The sequence below is a fragment of the Bradyrhizobium genosp. P genome (genome assembly GCF_049949265.1).
In the GTDB taxonomy this organism is placed as follows: Bacteria; Pseudomonadota; Alphaproteobacteria; order Rhizobiales; family Xanthobacteraceae; genus Bradyrhizobium.
This window is the reverse complement of record NZ_CP188195.1, coordinates 6557717-6577413: the sequence shown is the minus strand read 5'-3', so window position 1 is coordinate 6577413 and position 19697 is coordinate 6557717. Positions and strand designations below refer to the sequence as shown.

The 19697-nt window shown below is 63.2% G+C and carries 12 protein-coding genes and 1 pseudogene; 10 read left to right on the top strand and 3 right to left on the bottom strand.

Annotated features, from left to right (window positions below; genetic code table 11):
• Positions 1-22: 22 nt before the first annotated feature.
• The 6 genes from ACP2YO_RS31610 (at position 23) to ACP2YO_RS31585 (ending at position 10450) form a co-directional block, all read left to right on the top strand.
• Positions 23-1108, top strand: a complete 1086-nt coding sequence (locus ACP2YO_RS31610; protein ID WP_426435055.1) for a malate/lactate/ureidoglycolate dehydrogenase — start codon at positions 23-25, stop codon at positions 1106-1108.
• A 50-nt stretch (positions 1109-1158) separates the two neighbouring features.
• Entirely contained in the window at positions 1159-1935 is a 777-nt protein-coding gene (locus tag ACP2YO_RS31605; RefSeq protein WP_426435054.1) for an HpcH/HpaI aldolase family protein, read from the top strand.
• Positions 1936-2122: 187 nt separating this feature from the next.
• Positions 2123-3643, top strand: coding sequence for a UxaA family hydrolase (locus ACP2YO_RS31600; protein ID WP_426435053.1), 1521 nt, complete (start codon positions 2123-2125; stop codon positions 3641-3643).
• Between the two features lie 113 nt (positions 3644-3756).
• Positions 3757-7023 (top strand): DUF2126 domain-containing protein, encoded by a 3267-nt coding sequence (locus ACP2YO_RS31595; RefSeq protein WP_426435052.1) that lies wholly within the window; start codon positions 3757-3759, stop codon positions 7021-7023.
• 20 nt (positions 7024-7043) lie between these two features.
• The gene (locus ACP2YO_RS31590) at positions 7044-9575 is read left to right on the top strand and encodes a circularly permuted type 2 ATP-grasp protein (RefSeq protein WP_426435051.1); all 2532 of its coding nucleotides are present in this window, start codon (positions 7044-7046) and stop codon (positions 9573-9575) included.
• Entirely contained in the window at positions 9572-10450 is an 879-nt protein-coding gene (locus ACP2YO_RS31585) for a transglutaminase family protein (RefSeq protein WP_426435050.1), read from the top strand. The genes ACP2YO_RS31590 and ACP2YO_RS31585 overlap by 4 nt, the downstream gene beginning before the upstream one ends.
• A 17-nt stretch (positions 10451-10467) precedes the next feature.
• On the opposite strand, the gene ACP2YO_RS31580 is transcribed toward ACP2YO_RS31585, so the two are convergent.
• Positions 10468-10632 carry a polyhydroxyalkanoate synthesis regulator DNA-binding domain-containing protein gene (locus ACP2YO_RS31580; protein WP_426435049.1) on the bottom strand — a complete coding sequence of 55 codons (165 nt, stop codon included), beginning with the start codon at positions 10630-10632 and terminating at the stop codon, positions 10468-10470.
• 238 nt (positions 10633-10870) lie between these two features.
• Here ACP2YO_RS31580 and ACP2YO_RS31575 point away from each other — a divergent pair, with 238 nt between their 5' ends.
• Complete coding sequence (locus tag ACP2YO_RS31575; RefSeq protein ID WP_426435048.1) at positions 10871-11887, top strand: ABC transporter substrate-binding protein; 1017 nt, start codon at positions 10871-10873, stop codon at positions 11885-11887.
• A 214-nt stretch (positions 11888-12101) separates the two neighbouring features.
• Here ACP2YO_RS31575 and ACP2YO_RS31570 read toward each other — a convergent pair whose 3' ends face one another.
• The gene (locus tag ACP2YO_RS31570; protein WP_426435047.1) at positions 12102-13100 is read right to left on the bottom strand and encodes a dienelactone hydrolase family protein; all 999 of its coding nucleotides are present in this window, start codon (positions 13098-13100) and stop codon (positions 12102-12104) included.
• Between the two features lie 364 nt (positions 13101-13464).
• Here ACP2YO_RS31570 and ACP2YO_RS31565 point away from each other — a divergent pair.
• Positions 13465-13704, top strand: a pseudogene (locus tag ACP2YO_RS31565) (transglutaminase family protein); the annotation flags it as partial.
• Between the two features lie 44 nt (positions 13705-13748).
• Here the strand turns inward: ACP2YO_RS31565 and ACP2YO_RS31560 are convergent.
• Positions 13749-15224, bottom strand: a complete 1476-nt coding sequence (locus tag ACP2YO_RS31560) for a sensor domain-containing diguanylate cyclase (RefSeq protein WP_426435046.1) — start codon at positions 15222-15224, stop codon at positions 13749-13751.
• 1213 nt (positions 15225-16437) lie between these two features.
• Between ACP2YO_RS31560 and ACP2YO_RS31555 the strand changes: the two genes are divergently transcribed.
• On the top strand, positions 16438-17817 hold the full coding sequence (locus ACP2YO_RS31555) for an ethanolamine ammonia-lyase subunit EutB (RefSeq protein WP_426435045.1): 1380 nt from the start codon (positions 16438-16440) through the stop codon (positions 17815-17817).
• Between the two features lie 131 nt (positions 17818-17948).
• Positions 17949-19535 (top strand): B12-binding domain-containing radical SAM protein, encoded by a 1587-nt coding sequence (locus ACP2YO_RS31550; protein ID WP_426435044.1) that lies wholly within the window; start codon positions 17949-17951, stop codon positions 19533-19535.
• Positions 19536-19697: the final 162 nt, after the last annotated feature.

Below are 19697 nucleotides of genomic sequence, written 5' to 3'. Positions count from 1 at the left end.
AATCCAAGCGAGCTGTTCTTTCATGGTCACCATCAAGGTTGATAATCTCATCAACTTCGTTTCCGAGGTCTTCTCGCATTCGGAGTCCTCAACCGAGGAGGCGAGGCGCATCGCGACTTACCTGACGACCGCGAACCTCACCGGGCATGACAGCCACGGCGTGATCCGCGTTCCCGTCTATGTCAGGTGGAAGAAGATGGGCTCGGTGGTGCCGAACCAGACTGCGGAGATCGTGGTCGATACGCCGGCGCTCGCGGTGGTCGACGGCAAGTTCGGCTATGGCCAGACCGTCACGCCCGTCGCGGTCAGGCTCGGCATCGAGAAGTGCAAGAAGGCGGGGCTATCAGCGATCGCGCTGCGCAACGCCGGCCATATCGGCCGCGTCGGCGACTGGGCCGAGATGGCAACCGCCGAAGGCTTGGTGTCGGTGCACTTCGTCAACGCCGCCGGCTCGCTGCTGGTCGCGCCCTATGGCGGCGTTGAGAAGCGACTGTCGACCGCGCCATACTGCGTTGGCATTCCGCGCGACGGTCAGGATCCGATCGTGCTCGACTTCGCCACCTCCGTGGTTGCCGAGGGCAAGGTGCTGGTCGCAAGCCGCGGTGGCAAGAAGCTGCCGAAGGCCGCGCTGGTCGATGCGGACGGGACGCTCAGCGAAGACCCGCATGTGCTCTATGGACCGTTCACGCCGGACGGGCCGCGCGATCACACCAAAGGCACAGGTGCGATCCGCGCTTTTGGCGATCACAAGGGCTCGGGCCTCGCGTTCATCTGCGAACTGCTTGGCGGAGCGCTGACCGGCACCGGCGCGACCGCCCCGGACCGCCGTTTCGCCAACGGCATGCTGGCTTTCTACATCGATCCCAAGGTGATCGACACCAGCAATTTCTTCGATGGTGAGATCACGCGCTATACCGACTTCATCCGCGCCACCAAACCGATCGCGAACGTCGATTCCGTGCTGATTCCCGGCGATTCCGAGCGGAAAACCCGCGCCGAGCGCACCAAAAACGGCATCCCCTTGCCTGACGACACCTGGGCGGCGATAGTGAACACCGCGCGCGAAGTCGGCGTCAGCGAAGTCTCAATCCAGCGGGCGACGAGCTAAGGCAAGTCTAGGGCAAGTCCCCCAAGAAACCGCGAAGGGAAACGCGATCAATGGCAAACAAGGTCAAGCAAGTCTGGGCGTCGGGCAAGGCGGTCGTAAACGGCTGGCTCGCGATCCCCTCCGGGTTTTCGGCCGAAGTGATCGCGCAATGCGGTTTCGACAGTGTCACCGTCGACATGCAGCACGGCGTGCAGGACTATCTCTCGATGGTGCAGTGCTTCCAGTCGATGCATGGCCATCCGGTGACCCCGATGGTTCGCGTGCCCTGGAACGAGCCCGGCATCATCGGCAAGGTGCTCGACGGCGGCGCCTATGGCGTGATCTGCCCGATGGTTAACACCCCGGAGGAGGCCAAGAACCTCGTCTCCTATGCGAAGTATCCGCCGAAGGGCGTGCGCTCCAACGGTCCGATCCGCGCCGGCATGTATGGTTCGGCCGGCACCTATCAGCAGACCGCCAACGACGAGATCGTGCTGCTGCCGATGATGGAGACCAAGACCGCGATCGAGAACATGGAAGCGATCCTCGACGTCGAGGGCATCGACGGCGTCTATGTCGGCCCGTCCGACCTCGGCTTCTCCTATGGCCTGGTGCCGAAGCTCGATCGCGACGAGCCGGAGATACTCAAGATCTACGACAAGATCATCAAGGAATGCGGCAAGCGTGGCCTCAACCCGGGCATCCACTGCTCAGGCGCCGAAGGTGCGGTACGCGCCATCAACATGGGCTTCAAGCTCGTGACGCTGTCGAACGAGGTCGGCCTGATGCAGGTCTACGCCAAGATGCAGGTCAACCAGACCCGCAAGGATTCCGGCGGGAAAGCGTAACTCTATCCTCCCCCTCGCCCCGCTCTTGCGGGGAGAGGGCTGGGGTGAGGGGCCTCCATCCGGCGAGCATCGTGTTCGTGATCGCGCGCACGCCCTGCCCCTCACCCGAATTCTCGCTGCGCGAGAACTCGACCTCTCACCGTAAAGAACGGGGAGAGGTGAAGTAAGCGATGAAGGAGAGACCCCCATGGCCCCGACACACGTCATCCGCCTGCATCCTGACGACAGCGTCCTGATCGCGCGCGCGAGCCTGCCGCCGGGGCTGGTGGTGGAAGGCATCACTACGGTCGATCGCATTCCGGCCGGCCACAAGGTGGCGATCAAGCCGATCGCGACAGGCGAGCCGATCAAACGTTACGGCCAGATCATCGGCTTTGCGACTGCGCCGATCGCGCCGGGCCAGCACGTGCACACGCAGAATTGCGGCATGGGCGATTTCGCCAAGGACTATGCCTACGGCGTCGACGTCAAGCCGGTGCCGAATTTCGATCTGCCGGCGACCTTCGAGGGCATCCGCCGCGCCGACGGCCGGGTTGCGACGCGCAATTATATCGGCATCCTGACCTCGGTGAATTGCAGCGCCCATGTCGCGGGCATCGTCGCCGACATGTTCAAGAAGAATCCGTTCACCGGCGACAATCCGCTGGCCGACTTTCCGAACGTCGACGGTGTTGTCGCGTTGACCCACAAGACCGGCTGCGGCATGACCCAGGACGAGCCCTTGGCGCTGCTTCGCCGCACGCTCGGCGGTTACGCGCGGCATGTGAATTTCTCCAACGTGATCGTGCTCGGCCTCGGCTGCGAGGTGAACCAGATCGGCGGCCTGATGCAGGAACAAAAGCTCGCCGGGCGCTTGCGCGCGATGGACATCCAGGAAGTCGGCGGTACCCGCAAGACCGTGGAAGCCGGCGTCGCCTTCGTGAAGGAAGCGCTTGTTGACGCCAACAAGGTCAAGCGCGAGCCGGTACCGGCGAGCGAATTGACCGTGGCCCTGCAATGCGGCGGCTCCGACGGCTATTCCGGCGTGTCGGCCAATCCGGCGCTGGGCGCGGCGAGCGATCTCCTGGTCCGTCATGGCGGCACCGTCATCCTTTCAGAGACGCCGGAGACCTATGGCGCCGAGCATCTGCTGACGCGGCGGGCCGTCAGCCGCGAGGTCGGTGAGAAGCTGGTCGGTCTGATGCGCTGGTGGGAGGAATATACGAGCCGCGAAGGCGCCGAGATGAACGCCAATCCGAGCCCCGGCAACAAGGCCGGCGGCCTCACCACCATCTTGGAAAAATCACTCGGCGCGATGGCCAAGGCCGGCAGCACCAACCTCGTCGACGTCCTGCATTACGCCGAGCCGGTGACCAAGAAGGGCTTCGTGTTCATGGACACGCCCGGCTACGACCCGGTGGCGGCGACCGGGCAGGTCGCCGGTGGCGCCAATCTCGTCTGCTTCACCACCGGCCGCGGCAGCGTGTTCGGCTGCAAACCCGCGCCCTCGATCAAACTCGCCACCAACACGCCGATGTACAAGCGGATGCAAGACGACATGGACGTCAATTGCGGCACCATCCTCGACGGCCAGGAGAGCGTGCAGGATTGCGGCCAGCGCATCTTCGACCTCATCCTCAAGACCGCCTCGGGCCAGCCGACCAAGAGCGAGAGTTTTGATTTCGGCGGCGCCGAGTTCGCACCCTGGGTGCTGGGCGCGACGATGTGAGCGCGGCCGCGTAGCTATTAGCCTGCCCGATGGGCACGCCATGCCCGTTGTTAGTGCTTGATGTCGACCGGCAGCAGTGTTCTGCTCAAAAAAGCTGCTGGAGTCCCCCGTCCGTGTCGATATCAGTCGCACTGCATCACGTCACGCACTACAAATACGACCGGCCGATCGATCTTGGGCCCCAGACCATCCGGCTCCGCCCCGCGCCGCATACGCGCACGCCGATCCTGAGCTATTCGCTCAAGGTGACGCCGGCGGACCATTTCGTGAACTGGCTGCAGGATCCGCAGGGCAACTGGCTGGCGCGCTACGTGTTTCCGGAGAAGACGACCGAGTTCAAGATCGAGGTCGACTTCACGGCGCAGATGATCGTGATCAATCCGTTCGATTTCTTCGTCGAACCCTACGCCTTCAGCTTTCCATTCGAATACACCGCCGATCTCAAGACCGAGCTTGCGCCCTATCTGGAGACGACGGAGCCCGGTCCGCTGCTGTCTGCCTATCTGAAGGACATTCCGCGCAGCGCCGACAGCACGGTCGATTTCCTGGTCGAGCTGAACGCGCATTTGCAGAAGAAAATCGGTTACGTCATCCGGATGGAGCCCGGCATCCAGACGCCGGAGGAGACGCTCGCGGCCGGCTCCGGCTCGTGCCGCGACTCGGCGTGGCTCTTCATCCAGGCACTGCGCCATATCGGGCTCGCCGCGCGTTTCGTCTCCGGTTATTTGATTCAGCTCCGGCCCGACATCGATCCGCTCGAAGGGCCGCGCGAGGTCGAGAACGATTTCACCGATCTGCACGCCTGGGCCGAGGTCTATCTGCCGGGCGCGGGCTGGATCGGTTTCGACGTTACCTCGGGCATGTTGACCGGCGAGGGGCACATTCCGGTCTGTGCCACGCCGCATTATCGCTCGGCCGCGCCGGTGTCCGGCACCGCGGGCTTCGCCAACACCGATTTCGGCTTCGAGATGACCGTCAAGCGGATCCGCGAGGCGCCGCGGATCACGAGGCCATTCTCCGACGAGTCCTGGGCGCGGCTCGACAAGCTTGGCGAACGGATCGACGCCGATCTGAGCAGGGAGGACGTGCGGCTGACGATGGGCGGCGAGCCGACCTTCGTCTCGATCGACGATCTGGAAGCACCGGAATGGAACGTCGCCGCGGTCGGCCCGACCAAGCGCACGCTCGCCGATGAACTGATCCGCAAGCTGCACACGCGCTTCGCGCCGGGCGGCCTGCTGCATTACGGGCAGGGCAAATGGTATCCGGGCGAAACCCTGCCGCGCTGGGCGTTCGGGCTGTACTGGCGCAAGGACGGCAAACCGATCTGGAACAACGCCGAGTTGATCGCCTCGGTCGAAAATCCGCGCAAAGCCGAGATCGCGGATGCGGAGCGCTTCACGATCGGGATCGCGACAAGGCTCGGCCTGAAGGCGGACTACGTCATATCGGCTTACGAAGACACCGCGTTCTGGCTCCAGCGCGAGGGAGCGCTGCCGGCCAATGTCAGCCCGGGCAACTCGAAACTGGCGGATGCCGAAGAGCGCGCGCGGATTGCGCGGGTGTTCGACGAGGGACTGACGACGCCGAAGGGCTACGTGCTGCCGATCCAGCGCTGGTCTCCGCTTGCCGATCGCGTGCCGGCGCGCTGGCGCAGCGAGCACTGGAAAATTCGCCGCAGCCATCTGTTTTTGTTTCCCGGTGATTCCCCGCTCGGCCTGCGGCTTCCGATCGGCTCGCTCGAACATGTCGCGCCTGAGGATTTTCCCTACATCATCGAGCAGGATCCGATGGCGCCGCGCAATGCGCTGGGCGAGATCGATCCGGAGCTGAAGCAGGCGCTCAAGGACATTGAAGAGCCGCTCCCGATTCGAACCGCGTTGTCGATCGAGGTCCGCGATGGCGTGCTCTGCGCCTTCATGCCGCCGGTCGAGAAGGCCGACGACTATCTCGAACTGATCGCGGCGATCGAGGCGACCGCCGAAGAGTTCAAGCTGCAAGTCAATGTCGAGGGTTATGGGCCGCCTTACGATCCGCGCATCGAGGTCATCAAGGTGACGCCCGATCCCGGCGTAATCGAGATCAACGTCCAGCCGGCGCGAGACTGGCGCGAGGCGGTCGGCATCACGCTCGGTCTCTATGAAGACGCCGCGAAGACACGGTTAGGCGCCAACCGCTTCCTGATCGACGGCCGCCACACCGGCACCGGCGGCGGCAATCACATCGTGGTCGGCGGCTCGACGCCGCAGGATTCGCCGTTCCTGCGCCGGCCCGATCTCTTGAAGAGCCTCGTGCTGTACTGGCAGCGGCATCCCTCGCTGTCCTATCTGTTCTCCGGCATGTTCATCGGCCCGACCAGCCAGGCGCCGCGCATCGACGAGGCCCGGCATGACGGCCTCTATGAACTCGAGATCGCGCTCGCGCATGTGCCTCCATCAGGCATGGATGCGCCGCTGTGGCTGGTCGACCGGCTGTTCCGGCACATCCTGGTCGACATCACCGGCAACACCCACCGCGCCGAAATCTGCATCGACAAGCTCTATTCCCCCGACAGTCCGACCGGCCGGCTCGGCCTGGTTGAATTCCGCGCGCTCGAAATGCCGCCCGATCCACGGATGTCGCTGGCGCAGCAGCTTTTGATTCGCGCGCTGATCGCAAAGCTGTGGCGTGAGCCGCAGCAGGGCAAATTCGTGCGCTGGGGCACCGCGCTGCACGACCGCTTCATGCTGCCGCATTTCCTCTGGGAGGATTTTCTCGGTGTGCTCGCCGAGCTCAAGCAATCCGGCTACGACGTCGAGCCTGAATGGTATCAGGCGCAACTCGAATTCCGCTTCCCCGCCTTCGGCCGTATCCATCACGGCGGCGTCAGCCTCGAACTGCGGCAGGCGCTGGAGCCCTGGCATGTGCTGGGTGAGGAGGGCACGGCGGGCGGCACCGTGCGCTACGTCGATTCCTCGGTCGAGCGGTTGCAGGTCAAGGCGACCGGCTTCGTCGAGGGACGCCACGTCATCACCTGCAACGGCCGGCGGATGCCGATGACCGAGACCGGCCGCGCCGGCGAGGCGGTGGCCGGTGTCCGCTTCAAGGCCTGGCAGCCGGCCTCGGGCCTGCATCCGACTGTTCCCGTGCATGCGCCGCTGACGTTCGATCTCATCGACACCTGGAACGGCCGCTCGCTCGGCGGCTGCGTCTATCACGTCGCCCATCCCGGCGGCCGCAACTACGAGACCAAGCCGGTCAATTCCTACGAGGCTGAGGCGCGGCGGCTGGCGCGCTTCCAGGATCACGGCCACACCCCCGGCCCAATCGAGCCGCCGCCGGAGGAACGCACAATTGAGTTTCCGTTGACCCTCGACTTGCGAACGCCGCTCCTGCACTAATTGTGGTCAGGGGAAGTGCAATGACCGGATCGGGTGGGCAAGGCAGCAGTCAGGAGAGCAGGGCCCGTCCGGGTCAGCGCCGGACGGCGCAATGGACCCGCGATTACATCCGGCTTCCCGGCATTCCCGACGAATATATTACGCAGGACGGTGCGCCGCGCCCGGTCTGGACCCGCTTCTTCGATGCTTTTGCCGCGCTGTCGCCGGCCGATATCGAGCGGCGATTCGCTGCCGCCGACCGGCATCTGCGCGAGGCCGGCGTCACCTACCGCGCCCCCGGCGATACCGCCGACCGGATCTGGCCGCTGAGCCATTTGCCGCTGCTGATCGACGCCACCGACTGGCGGCAACTGGCAGCCGCGGTCGCGCAGCGCGCGCAACTCATGGAGATGGTGCTCGGCGATCTCTATGGCGAGGGCCGTCTGGTGGCGAGCGGCGCTATCCCTGCCGCAGTGATCGCCGGCAGCAGCGAATATCTCCGCGCGGTCAGCGGCATCAAGCCGGCGGGCGGCCGCTATCTGCATCTCTACGCCGCCGACGTCGGCCGCGGGCCGGACGGGCGCTGGTGGGTGCTCGGCGACCGCACGCAGGCGCCGTCGGGTGCAGGCTACGCGCTGGAAAACCGCCTGGTGCTGTCCCGCGCCTTCTCCAATCTTTACAAATCGATGAATGTCGAGCGTGTAGCGCCGTTCTTCGAACAGTTCCGCGATTCCTTGCGCGCCAGCGCCGATCGCGACGAGCCGCGAATCGGCCTGCTCACGCCCGGCGCGTTCAGTGAGACCTATTTCGAGCACGCCACGCTGGCGCGCTATCTGGGTTTCCTGCTGGTCGAAGGCGATGATCTCGCCGTCTCCGGTGACCGCATCCACATCCGCACGGTGGCGGGGCTGAAGCGGCTCGACGTGTTGCTGCGCCGGGTCGATTCCAACATGCTCGATCCGCTCGAGCTCGATTCATCCTCCTATCTCGGCGTGCCCGGCCTCGTCGAGGTGCTGCGCAAACAGGGCGTCGTGGTCGCCAATATGCCGGGCTCCGGCGTGCTCGAAGCGCGCGCGCTGCTCGGCTTCCTGCCCAATCTCTGCCGGCGCCTGCTCGGCGAAGATCTGGCGATGCCGCACATCGCGACCTGGTGGTGCGGCCAGAAAGCGGCCCGCGAGGAGGTGCTGTCGCGTCTCGACGAGTTCGCGATCGAGGGCGCCTATGGCCGAGGCGTTCCGGGCTTCCCCGGCGACGGCCCGGTGCTTCCGGGCCAATTGTCGGCAACCGACCGCGACCGGCTGAAGGATGCGATCGCCCATCGCGGCATCGATTATGTCGGGCAGGAGCTGGTGGGGCTATCGACCACGCCGGTCTGGGAAAACGGCCGCATCGCGCCGCGCCCTTTCGCGCTGCGGGTGTTCGCGGCCGCGACGCCGAACGGCTGGACCGTGTTGCCCGGCGGCTTCTGCCGGATCGCCGAACGGGCGGATGCGCGCGCGGTATCGATGGGCGATGGCGCCGTTTCGGCCGACGTCTGGGTGGTTTCCGACAAGGCGGTCGCGACCTCCACCTTGCTGCCCGCGGTCGACACCGTGCGCATTCGCCGCATCGCCGGCGTGCTGCCGAGCCGCGCCGCCGATAATCTGTTCTGGCTCGGCCGCTATCTCGAGCGCGCCGAGGCGACCATGCGGCTGATCCGTGCGCTGGGCGCGTCGTCGCGCGATCCCGCGCGCGGCAGTTCGACCGGCACCACACCGACACTGCATTCGGCCGAACGCATCCAGCGCATGCTGGTCGCCTGGGGCGCAAGCTCGCAGACTACACGGGCCAATCCCGCGAAGGTCGCGCTCGAAGCGTTGCAGAACGAGGAGAAATTCGGCTCGGCGCTGTCGCTGGTGCGATCGGCACAGCGCACCGCAACTTCGCTGCGTGAGCGGCTGTCGCCGGACGCCTGGCAGGTCATCACCGAAATGGCCGATCGTCTCGCCATCGAGGTTCATGATGACGACGGCGTGGTCAGTGCCGCCGAGCTGACCTTGCAGGAGCTGGCAAGCTTTGCCGGGCTCGCGCAGGAGAACATGAACCGCGCCGCCGGCTGGCGCTTCCTCGAGATGGGCCGCCGCGCCGAGCGCGCCGTCAACACCACGCGTTTCGCCCGCCAGTTCGCCTATGACGATGCCGGCGACGAGGACCTCGACGTCCTGCTGACGCTGGTCGACTGCCAGATCACCTACCGTTCGCGCTATCTGGTGCAGCCGCTGCTGGCGCCGGTGCGCGATCTCGCGGTGCTCGATCCCTACAATCCGCGATCGGTCGCGTTCCAGGTCGCCAGCCTCAACGAGCATATCGCGGCGCTGCCGAGCCTCAAGGAGCATGGCCTGATCGAGCGGCCGCAGCGGCTGGCGGTCGCGCTCGAGGCGATGTTGACGACGGCGGAGGCCACGGCCCTCGACGTCAAGGCGCTGTTCGCGCTGGAGCAGGACCTGCTCAGTCTCGCCGAGGCCATCGGGCTGCACTACTTTCCGCACGGACCGAATGCCAGCCGGCCGGAGAAGCTCACGGGGCTGGCGTGATCTACGACATCCGTCACGTCACCACCTACAGCTACGAGACCCAGGTGAGCTTCGCGCGCTGCTCGCTCCGGCTGGAGCCGCTCAACGGCGACGGCCAGCAGTTGATCTCGCACAGCGTCGAGATCAGGCCGAAGCCCGCGGAGCGCACGGCGAGGCGGGATTTTTTCGGCACGCTGACCGAGAGCGTCCTGATCGAGACGGCTCACCGCAGTCTTCGGATCGATTCGCGCTCGCGCGTCTCGGTCGAGCGGCAGGCGCTGCCCCGCGATGCGAATAGCCCGCCCTGGGAGACCGTGCGCGACATCGCCTTCGAGGCGTCGAGCCTCGCTGCGGATTCGCCGGTCGGCTACGTCTTCGCCAGCGCGCTGGTGCCGGTGCTGCGGCCGGTGACCGCCTATGCGGCTGCGAGCTTTCCGCCTGGCGGAGGCATCCTGCTCGGTGCCGCCGACCTGATGCGCCGCATCCGCACCGAGTTCAAATACGATCCCAAGGCGACCGTGATCTCGACACCGCTCCGGGAAGTGTTCGAGAAGCGCCACGGCGTCTGTCAGGATTTCGCCCATGTGATGATCGCAGGCCTGCGCGGGCTCGGCCTGCCGGCCGCCTATATCAGCGGCTATTTGCGCACCATTCCGCCGCCGGGTCAGGCGCGGCTACAGGGCGCGGATGCGACCCACGCCTGGGTCTCGGTCTGGTGCGGCGCTGAGCTCGGCTGGATCGGGTTCGATCCGACCAATGATCTCGTCGTCGCTAGCGACCACATCATCCTGGCGATCGGGCGCGACTTCTCCGACGTCTCGCCGGTCGACGGCGTCATCGTCGGTGCGCGCAAGCAGAAGCTCAACGTCGCGGTAGACGTGCTGCTGGTGGAATGAGGGTCCATCGAGGCGGACTAAGCCAAGAGAACCCTGGTCACGTCCTGGTTTGTTTCGACGTCAATCACCGTGAATGCCAATCCTCGCGCCCGCCACTCCCGTAGATCCGCCAACGTCACGTAGCGGCCGGCTTCTGAGTCATAAAGACGGGTGCGAGCGTAGCGCTTAATCGGTCTCGGCATGGCGTCACCGCAAAGCTTTTAGCAAAGGAGATTATATCACAAATCAGCCTGTGAACCGATAACAGGCGGACGGCCCGCCAGAGTCGCCTATGCCCCGATTGCAACCAAATTCTGCAGCGCAGCGAAATGACGCGATGGGCCAATAGTCGACGTTCGCGGGTGTCGCAGAAACCACGATTGTGCGATGTATCGAAAAGGGCTCTACTGATCCATATTCCCTCATCAGGTATTCGGACCAATGAGTGACCTCATTTCGCGGAGACGATTCGGCATTGCCGCGACGGCTACCGGCACACTCAACATCTGGCCGGCGGTAGGCCCGCTTCGGGCTGCGGGATTTGACGCCACGCAAGCCCGTGTAGCGATCGCGCTGCGTGCTGCGTTCCAAAGCGTGGCGTGGATTGGCGCGGAGGCTGGAATATTTAAGCGGCAAGGCATCGACGTCACGTTCTCCACTCTTGAAGCTGGCGGTCCTCAAGCCGTTGCTGGCCTGGTGCGCGGCGACTGGGAGTTTTGCCATACCGGCGACCTTCCCGTTGTTCAAGGCGTATTGCGCGGGGAGGATCCCGTTCTGATTCTCACGCCGACTGAGCTTCACGACGGAGTATTCGTGATGGCCAGGAGTGACATCACCAAACCTGAGCAACTCGAAAATGGCCGTGTTGGTGCGGTGGATGCGACGGGCCAGTTAGGCCGGGCCGTGCAGGCGCTGCTGAAACAGTGGAATGTGTCCGCGACACTCGTTTCCTTGGGATCGTTCCAGGCTATCTATGCGGCGCTCGCAGCGAAGCGGGTGGATGCCGGGTATCTTCCTGTCGATCTTCGATTCCTCGGCGAAAATGAGTTCGGCTGGAACGCGCTGCAGGGCATAAAAGCAGGCACCGGCGGCATAGTCACGACCCGACGATTGATCTCGGCCAATCGTGAACTTGTCTCTCAATTCGTCAAAGGCTTTGTCGAGGCGATCGCTCTATTCAAAACGCAGCCGGGTGTCGTCGTTCCTTTGCTCCAACGCTTTCTGCAGATCAGCGACCGCAAATCAATTGAGCAACTCCATGCCTTCTACGTCCCTCTGTTCAAGGTCGTTCCGCGACCGACATTCTTTTCCGAGATGCCGAAACTCAAAGATATCGTCTCTAGACAATACCCGACGGTAGCTAACCTTCGACCGCAGGACCTGTGTGATCCCTCGTTTGTCGATGAACTCGACGGATTAGGCTACATCCAATCGCTTTATTCTAAGCAAACGAAATGACCACGCGCGGTTTGGTGAATATATGTTTTGTGTCTCCAACATTCCGCGCGCGACATTCCCACGACTGCTCCTCAAGGAAGAATTTCCGCTTTGGGTCACGAGCGTCGTCCTTTCAAATGGTGGCTGCTCGACGACTTCCGCTATGCCCCGGTAGCGACCGAGATCGCGTCGCGGCGCAATATGTCGCGAAGGGCCAATAGGCGACATGCAATGCCTAGCGATCAGCAAGTCGGAACACCTTTTTGAACAACTCCTTGACTGACTTTTTGGCTTCTTGCGTAGCGACAGGATCGTAACCGGTGCGTGGGCCGTGAACCACGCAGGTGTCCTTGTAGGTGAATGGCTGCTTGGTGTCGGTGTTTATGAGAAGCCCGTCTGCCTCCTCGCCGATTTTGCAATTGCGAACGCTCTCGAATGTCGGCTGTACCTTTGCCGGCTGCGCCCCGAGCGGGTTGTCAAATGCGTGCGAGGCGTTCGGATATTCCGTCACTTCGACATCGCGGCCTGCGGCTCGCAGCCGTTCGACGTATGCTTTGCAGGCGGAGATCGGGTTGTAGTCATCCAGCGTGCCGCCGAAAATGCGGATCGGTTTGTCGACAACGTCGGTGTCGGACAGGAATGTCGTCATGCAATCCGGGTAGAATGGAACATAGGCCGCAAACTCCACGCCTGACTTGTTCCACAACTGATGGAACCGCTTGAGGCTCGCATAGAGGGTAGCCTGACCTCCACGCGAAAAGCCCATCAATGCGATGCGCGTCGGATCGACACGTGGATGCTTGGCGAGAACGTCGAGCGCACGATAGATGTCTAGAATAAGATTGGTTCGCCCGAGCGAGGCTTGACTATTATTTAGGTCCGTGAGGCCCCGTGCTGTGAAGCCATCAAGCGCAAACGTCGAGATGCCAAGCTCATTGAGTTCTCTTGACCAGACATCGATGCGAGCGTCGTATCCGCTCGATGCGTGCTGGAGCACAACGACTGGAAGGCGGCCCGAGCCCTGAGCAATCCGAAGCTGGCCGACAATTGTCACCTCAGTGCCAGCAGCATTTCCTGTCAGAAATTGCTGATCCGAGAGCGTCAGCGTGGGGATCTGATACAGTTCTGTTCTCTGGGCGATCTGCTTGAACGATGCGTCTTGTGCGGCTGCTTGGTGCGCAACCAGAGTGAGTGCCAGTGTGATTGCCGGGCTCAAACAGCGGTAGGCTCTCATGTCGGCCTCCTTGCTAAGGATGAGCATACTATCAGGTGAGCCCAATTGAGGTAGTCCATTCATGTCCGAGTTGGGTCATTCGCGATCGGGTCGAGCCAGTAGAAGTCCCGCCAAGTCCGCTATGCCGCCGAAAGCGGAAGCAAATTCAGGGCAGAGACATATAGTCGCCATACCATTTGGCTTCGTCGGGTGGCGGTGGCCCAGCAACCGGATCATGGAAGCGCCGACCGCCGCTGGGAGGATCAACCAAGCCGAGACGGCATGAGGACGACTGACTACGGTGCCAGTGCACTTAATTCACGGCGTGAGGATGCCGCCGACAGGTTGCTGCCTGCATCGGACCTGCACCTGCGCGGCCTGCCGGCCGCCGGGCCAGGCGCGGTTGCAAGGCGCGGATGCGACCCACGCCTGGGTCTCGGTCTGGTGCGGCGCCGAGCTCGGCTGGATCGGGTTCGACCCGACCAACGATCTCATCGTTGCCAGCGACCACATCATCCTGGCGATCGGGCGCGACTTCTCCGACGTCTCGCCGGTCGACGGCGTCATCGTCGGCGCGCGCAAGCAGAAGCTCAACGTCGCGGTGGATGTGCTGCTGGTGGAGTAAGCGGAGATGGGCCGGACGCGTCCGATGCGGCAACATCTCCTCGATCAGGCCGCGTGCCGTTTGCCCGATTTGTCCCATCCGATCGCACTGACCACGATGCGGTCGCGGCCGTCACTCTTGGCTTCGTAGAGGGCGAGGTCCGCGGCTCGGATCAGATCGCGCGACGTGCGCTCATCGTCGGGAACGAGGCAAGCCAATCCGATGCTGACGGTCGGCAGTTCATGCTGGGATTCGCGAGCGGCCGTCAGCCTCGCGCGAATCTGTTCGGCAACCTCCAGCGCGCCTGCCTTGCCGATGCCCGGCAGCAGCACCGAAAACTCCTCGCCGCCATAGCGCGCACCAAGGTCGGTTGCGCGCTTGGTGCTGGTTGCGATGCACCGCCCCACGGTGGCAAGCACCGCGTCGCCGGGCTGATGCCCGTATGTGTCGTTGAAGATCTTGAAATGGTCGACATCGATCATCAGGAGCGAGACCGGTGATTTTGCCCGCATGCCGCGACGCCATTCGACGTCCAGCGTATCGTCGAGACGGCGGCGGTTGGCGAGGCCGGTCAGTGCATCGGTGTTGGCGAGATGCGCCAGCCGGTCTTCGGCTGCGGCCCGCCGTTTGACGGCTGCCAGCAGATAGTACATCAGGACGATCGACAAGCCGCCGAGCGCGGCCACCACGGCGCCGATCAGCCAGAGCTGTTGCCACCAGTCGGCATAGATACCGTCGAGCGCGACACCCTCGGTGATGAGCAGGGGATGGTGTCCGACCTGCTGAAAAACGTAGAGCCGGCTGATGTGATCGACGACCGATTTCGTCATGTAGGAGCCGGATTGGCGCGCCGGAAACTGCCTGAAGGCTTGGGACCCCCTGATGCTTTGCCCGATCCTGTTGATGTCGAACGGTGCCCGCATCAGCATCGTGCCGTCGGTGCCGAACAGCGCCATGCTATCGCCGGGGCCAAAGTTCAGCTTTCGAAACAGATTGTGGAAATAGCTGAGCCGCATGCTGCCGGCGACCACGCCGGCGAAGGAACCGTCGCTGTTGCTGATGCGCCGGCTCAGGCTGATCAGATACTCTCCTTCCGGCGTGACCCAGGGCGCACTGATGAACAATCCCGCGTCCGGTCTCGTTTGATGGACCCGGAAGAAATCCTGTTCGGCGAAATTCGCCTGCCGCGGTGTCAACGTTCTGGAATCGAGTGTGACGTCGCCGGCCGGATTCAGGACGAGAATTGAACCGAGATCCTTGGCCGTGGCGGCCCGGTCGAACAGAACGACCTGCCGAAGCTCCGGGCTGATGCTGTTGATTTCGGGCAGCTTCACGCCGTCGGCGACGGCCTGCAGCGAGAGATCATAGAGTTCGATGTTGCGGTCGATCTCGCTTGCGATGCTGGCGACAAGGTTGGTGGAGGCTTCCTTCGCGTGCTGATAATCCTTCTGCGCCATCTCCCAGAGGATGGCGGCACAGACCGTGCAAAAGCAGAGGATAAGGCCGACGCCGAGTGCGAACAGCCGCTTGGCTGGCACCATTCTCGGTCGTGGCAAAGGCCCGTGCATCGCTCGCTTCCCCGGAGATCCCCGCACCCCCGTGCTTCGGCCGTTTTCATAGGGGCGTCGGATTGAGAAAGGCGGCGCAAACCGGACGCAATTTATTCGCGCAGGCTAGGGATCGATTAACTATGGGGCAGGCCCCGGAATGACGGCAGTGGCGAGGGCCGCGAGCCATGCACTGCCTGGATGGGCCAATCGACCTCGTAGGGACGATCACTGATTTGCCCGACGGGGCAAGCCCTCGCATTAAAAACATTTCTATTTATCAGAAGGACAACTCAGTGTATGAATCCCTCGTCCCACCCGATCGAGGGGCGAGCGCACGTCACGAACGCGCGGTCGGATGCGGTGGACGCCAAGGTGCATGAGACGAACGCACCGAAGCGGACGGCGAAGTCGTGTGGTCCTGATGCTGCAATGCAGGCGGAAAGCTCTCGAGAAGTTGACGCTTCTCAGGGGCGACGGTGGCAAAAAGCGCTCACCGGGGAGAGCACGAAGGAAACCGTAACACCATCGCGCAGGGAAAGCCGGAGTTCCCGGTTACACCTGTGGTCCTACCCCGGTGCTTTCTGTTGCACCGGGCCCATGGGTGCGATCGGCACCCGGCTTTCCCTGCGCCCTCTACCAAGTAAGAGGGCAAACGAAATGCAAAGCTCGGACAAATCATGTCGCGAGAACGCGGAGCTGTATCCCCCTTCACATCTGTCATCGCCCGGCTTGACCGGGCGACCCAGTATTCCAGAGACAGTCGTGATTGAGCTGATGTGCCGCGGCGTACTGGATCGCCCGGTCAAGTGTTTAGCCCGGACAGATCACTGACGGGTGATGACACCGAGATGTTTGATATTGAATCGAGGAACGATCCCCAACGTCGTGCCGGCGAAGGATGGCTGTTCCAGTTCGACGGGCGTTCCCACAGAACGGCGAGCAACCCTCGGTTCGAGTAAAACTTACACTAAATCTTCGTGGAAGATTCCTTAATACGCGAGTTCTTTGCCGCTGCAACTTTCGACGAAGTAAATCCAGTCGTTTGCCGCCGATACTCCGGTTCCATTCGAGCGTACAAAGGTAGAACGCGTGTCGCGCATCGCTTCGATAAATCGTCAACTCTTGATGTGTAAACGCGAATGGCATTGCCTTCGTAAAGATTCGTTACGTTAATGCCCTCCGCATTCCATAGGTCAGATTTGCCATGATCTATCGCCACACCATCAACTCCACCGCCTATGTCTTCCCGAACCTGCGCGACCTGCTCGCCAAGGCGACGCCGGCGCGTTCCGGCGACCGCCGGGCCGGCATCGCGGCCGACGGCACCGAGCAGATGATCGCGGCGCGGTTCGCGCTTGCCGACGTTCCGCTCAGGCAGTTTCTCAACGAGCCGGTGATCCCATACGAGGACGACGAGATCACCCGCCTGATCCTCGACAGCCACGATGTCGCAGGATTTGTGCCGATGTCGTCGCTCACCGTCGGCGGCTTCCGCGACTGGCTGCTGTCGGACGCCGCCACCGCCGATACCTTGAGGAAGATCTCGCGCGGCGTTACGCCGGAGATGGTCGCGGCGGTGTCGAAGCTGATGCGCAACCAGGATCTGATCGTGGTCGCAAGGAAGTGCGAGGTGATGACCAGCTTCCGCAACACCATCGGTCTGCCTGGGCGGATGAGCGCAAGGCTGCAGCCCAGTCACTCGCACGACGACGCGCGCGGCACCGCTGCTTCGATCCTCGACGGGCTCCTGCTCGGATCAGGCGACGCCTGCATCAGCATCAACCCGGCGAGCGACGATCCCCAGGTGGTCGGACCGCTGTTGCGAACGCTCGACGACGTCATCATGCGCCTGCAGATTCCGACGCAGGCTTGCGTGCTCACGCATGTCGCGACCACGCTCGGCCTGATCGAACAGGGGCTGCCTGTCGATCTCGTCTTCCAGTCGATCGCCGGCACCGAGGCGGCGAACCGCAGCTTCGGTGTCGACCTCTCGATCCTGACCGAGGCGCGGGAGGCGGCGCTGTCGCTCAGCCGCGGCACGGTGGGCGACAATGTGATGTATTTCGGCACCGGACAGGGCTCGGCGCTGCTGGCCAAAGCCCATCACCAGGTCGACCAGCAGACCTGCGAGGCGCGGGCCTATGCGGTGGCGCGCGCCTTCGATCCGCTGCTCGTCAACAGCGTCGTCGGTTTTATCGGTCCCGAATACCTCGCCGACGGCAAGGAGATCATTCGCGCCGGGCTCGAGGATCATTTCTGCGGCAAGTTGCTTGGCCTGCCGCTTGGTGTCGACGTCTGCTACAGCAGCCACGCCGAGGCCGATCGGGATGACATGGACAATCTTCTGACGTTGCTGGCGGCGGCCGGCGTCACCTTCATCATGGGAGTCCCGGGCGCCGACGACGTAACGCTGAACCACCAGTCGACCTCGTTTCGCGACGCGCTCTATATCCGTGACCTGTTCGGCCTGAAGCGGGCGCCTGAATTCGACGACTGGCTGACGCGCGCAGGTCTTACCGGGCAGGACTTGCGCCTTGCCGATGCAGGGCTATTGCCCGAATTTGCATCCCGGCTGCTGGCCTGAGGCGAGAAAGCAGCTTTGGGAGCAACTATCGCGGCGTTGTGACGTTGGCGCGTGCCACAATCTTGAAGAATTTCTGGCTCAGCATTCAATGCCGTGGTTAAATTCGGTGTTGCTTCGCTTGAGGATGTTTGATGAGGGCTGAGCGCGTTGAGACGGTACGTCGTATTCTCTGCGTCTTCCCGCGCTATACGTCGGCCTTTGGGACTTTCGAATACGCCTATCCCCTGACCGACGGCGTCAAGGCATTCATGCCGCCGCAGGGGCTGCTGCTGATCGCGGCCTATCTGCCCGAGAACTGGCCGGTCCGCTTTATCGACGAGAACTTGCGTCCGGCAACCGATGACGATTTCGAGTGGGCGGACGCCGTGTTCGTCAGCGGTATGCACATCCAGCGCCAGCAGATGAACGATATCTGCCACCGCGCGCATGACCATGACCTGCCGGTCGCGATCGGCGGTCCGTCGGTCAGCGCCTGCCCGGATTACTATCCCTCATTCGACTACCTCCATGTCGGCGAACTCGGCGACGCCACCAACGACCTGATCAAGCGTTTGGAACAGGACACCAGCCGTCCGGACGAGCAGGTGGTGCTGAAGACCCTCGATCGCCTGCCGATGACCGAGTTCCCGCTGCCGGCCTACGAGCTCGCCGAAATCAAGAAGTACTTCCTCGGCAGCATCCAGTTCTCCTCCGGCTGTCCCTACCAATGCGAGTTCTGCGACATCCCCGGCCTCTATGGCCGCAATCCGCGGCTGAAGTCGCCGCAGCAGATCATCGCCGAGCTCGACAAGCTGCGCGAATGCGGCATGACCGACTCGGTCTATTTCGTCGACGACAATTTCATCGGCAACCGCAAGGCCGCGTCCGATTTGCTGCCGCATCTGATCGAATGGCAGAAGAAGCATGGCTATGTGACGCGGCTCGCCTGCGAGGCGACGCTCAACATCGCCAAGCGCCCCGAGATCCTGGAGAAGATGCGCGAAGCTTTCTTCGTCACGATCTTCGTCGGCATCGAGACGCCGGATCCCGACGCGCTGAAGGCGATGCACAAGGACCAGAACAACATGGTCCCGATCCTGGAGGGCGTGCACACCATCAATTCCTACGGGATGGAGGTCGTCTCCGGCATCATCATGGGGCTCGACACCGACAAGCCCCAGACCGGCGAGGCGCTGATCTCTTTTGTCGACGAGTCCCGGATTCCGCTTTTGACCATCAACCTGCTGCAGGCGCTGCCGAAGACGCCGCTGTGGGATCGCCTTGAGAAGGCCGGGCGGCTGGTCGACGACGACGGCCGCGATTCCAACGTGAAGTTCCTGCTGCCCTATGATGACGTGGTCAGCTCCTGGCGCAAATGCATGGAAGCCGCCTATCAGCCCGAGAAGCTGTTCGAGCGCTACCAGTATCAATGCGACTTCACCTACGACAACCGCCTGAAGGTGCCGGTCAGCCCGGAGATGAAGACCTGGGCCAACATCCGGCGCGGCCTGATCATGCTGCGCAATATCTTCTGGAAGGTGGGCGTACTCGGCAGCTACAGGCGCGTGTTCTGGAAATTCGCGCTGGGCCGGCTCAAGCGCGGTGACATCGAGGGCCTGATCTCGGCGACGCTGGTCGCGCATCATCTGATCACATTTGCGCGCGCGGCTTCCAGCGGCCGGCAGAACGCGTCGAATTATTCGATGCGGCTGCGCGAGGCCTCCGTCCCTGCCGAATGACAGCATGCCGCCGCCTTGGCCGCCGTGCGGTTCGCCCGCCGATTGGCGTGAGCTGATGCCGGGGCTGATCGGTCGAAGTGTGACAAATCAGATACTTAGCTCCGGCTTTCGTCAGCTCCGCACCGATTTGGCATCGCGCTCGCGCTTGCGAGCAAAGAGGCG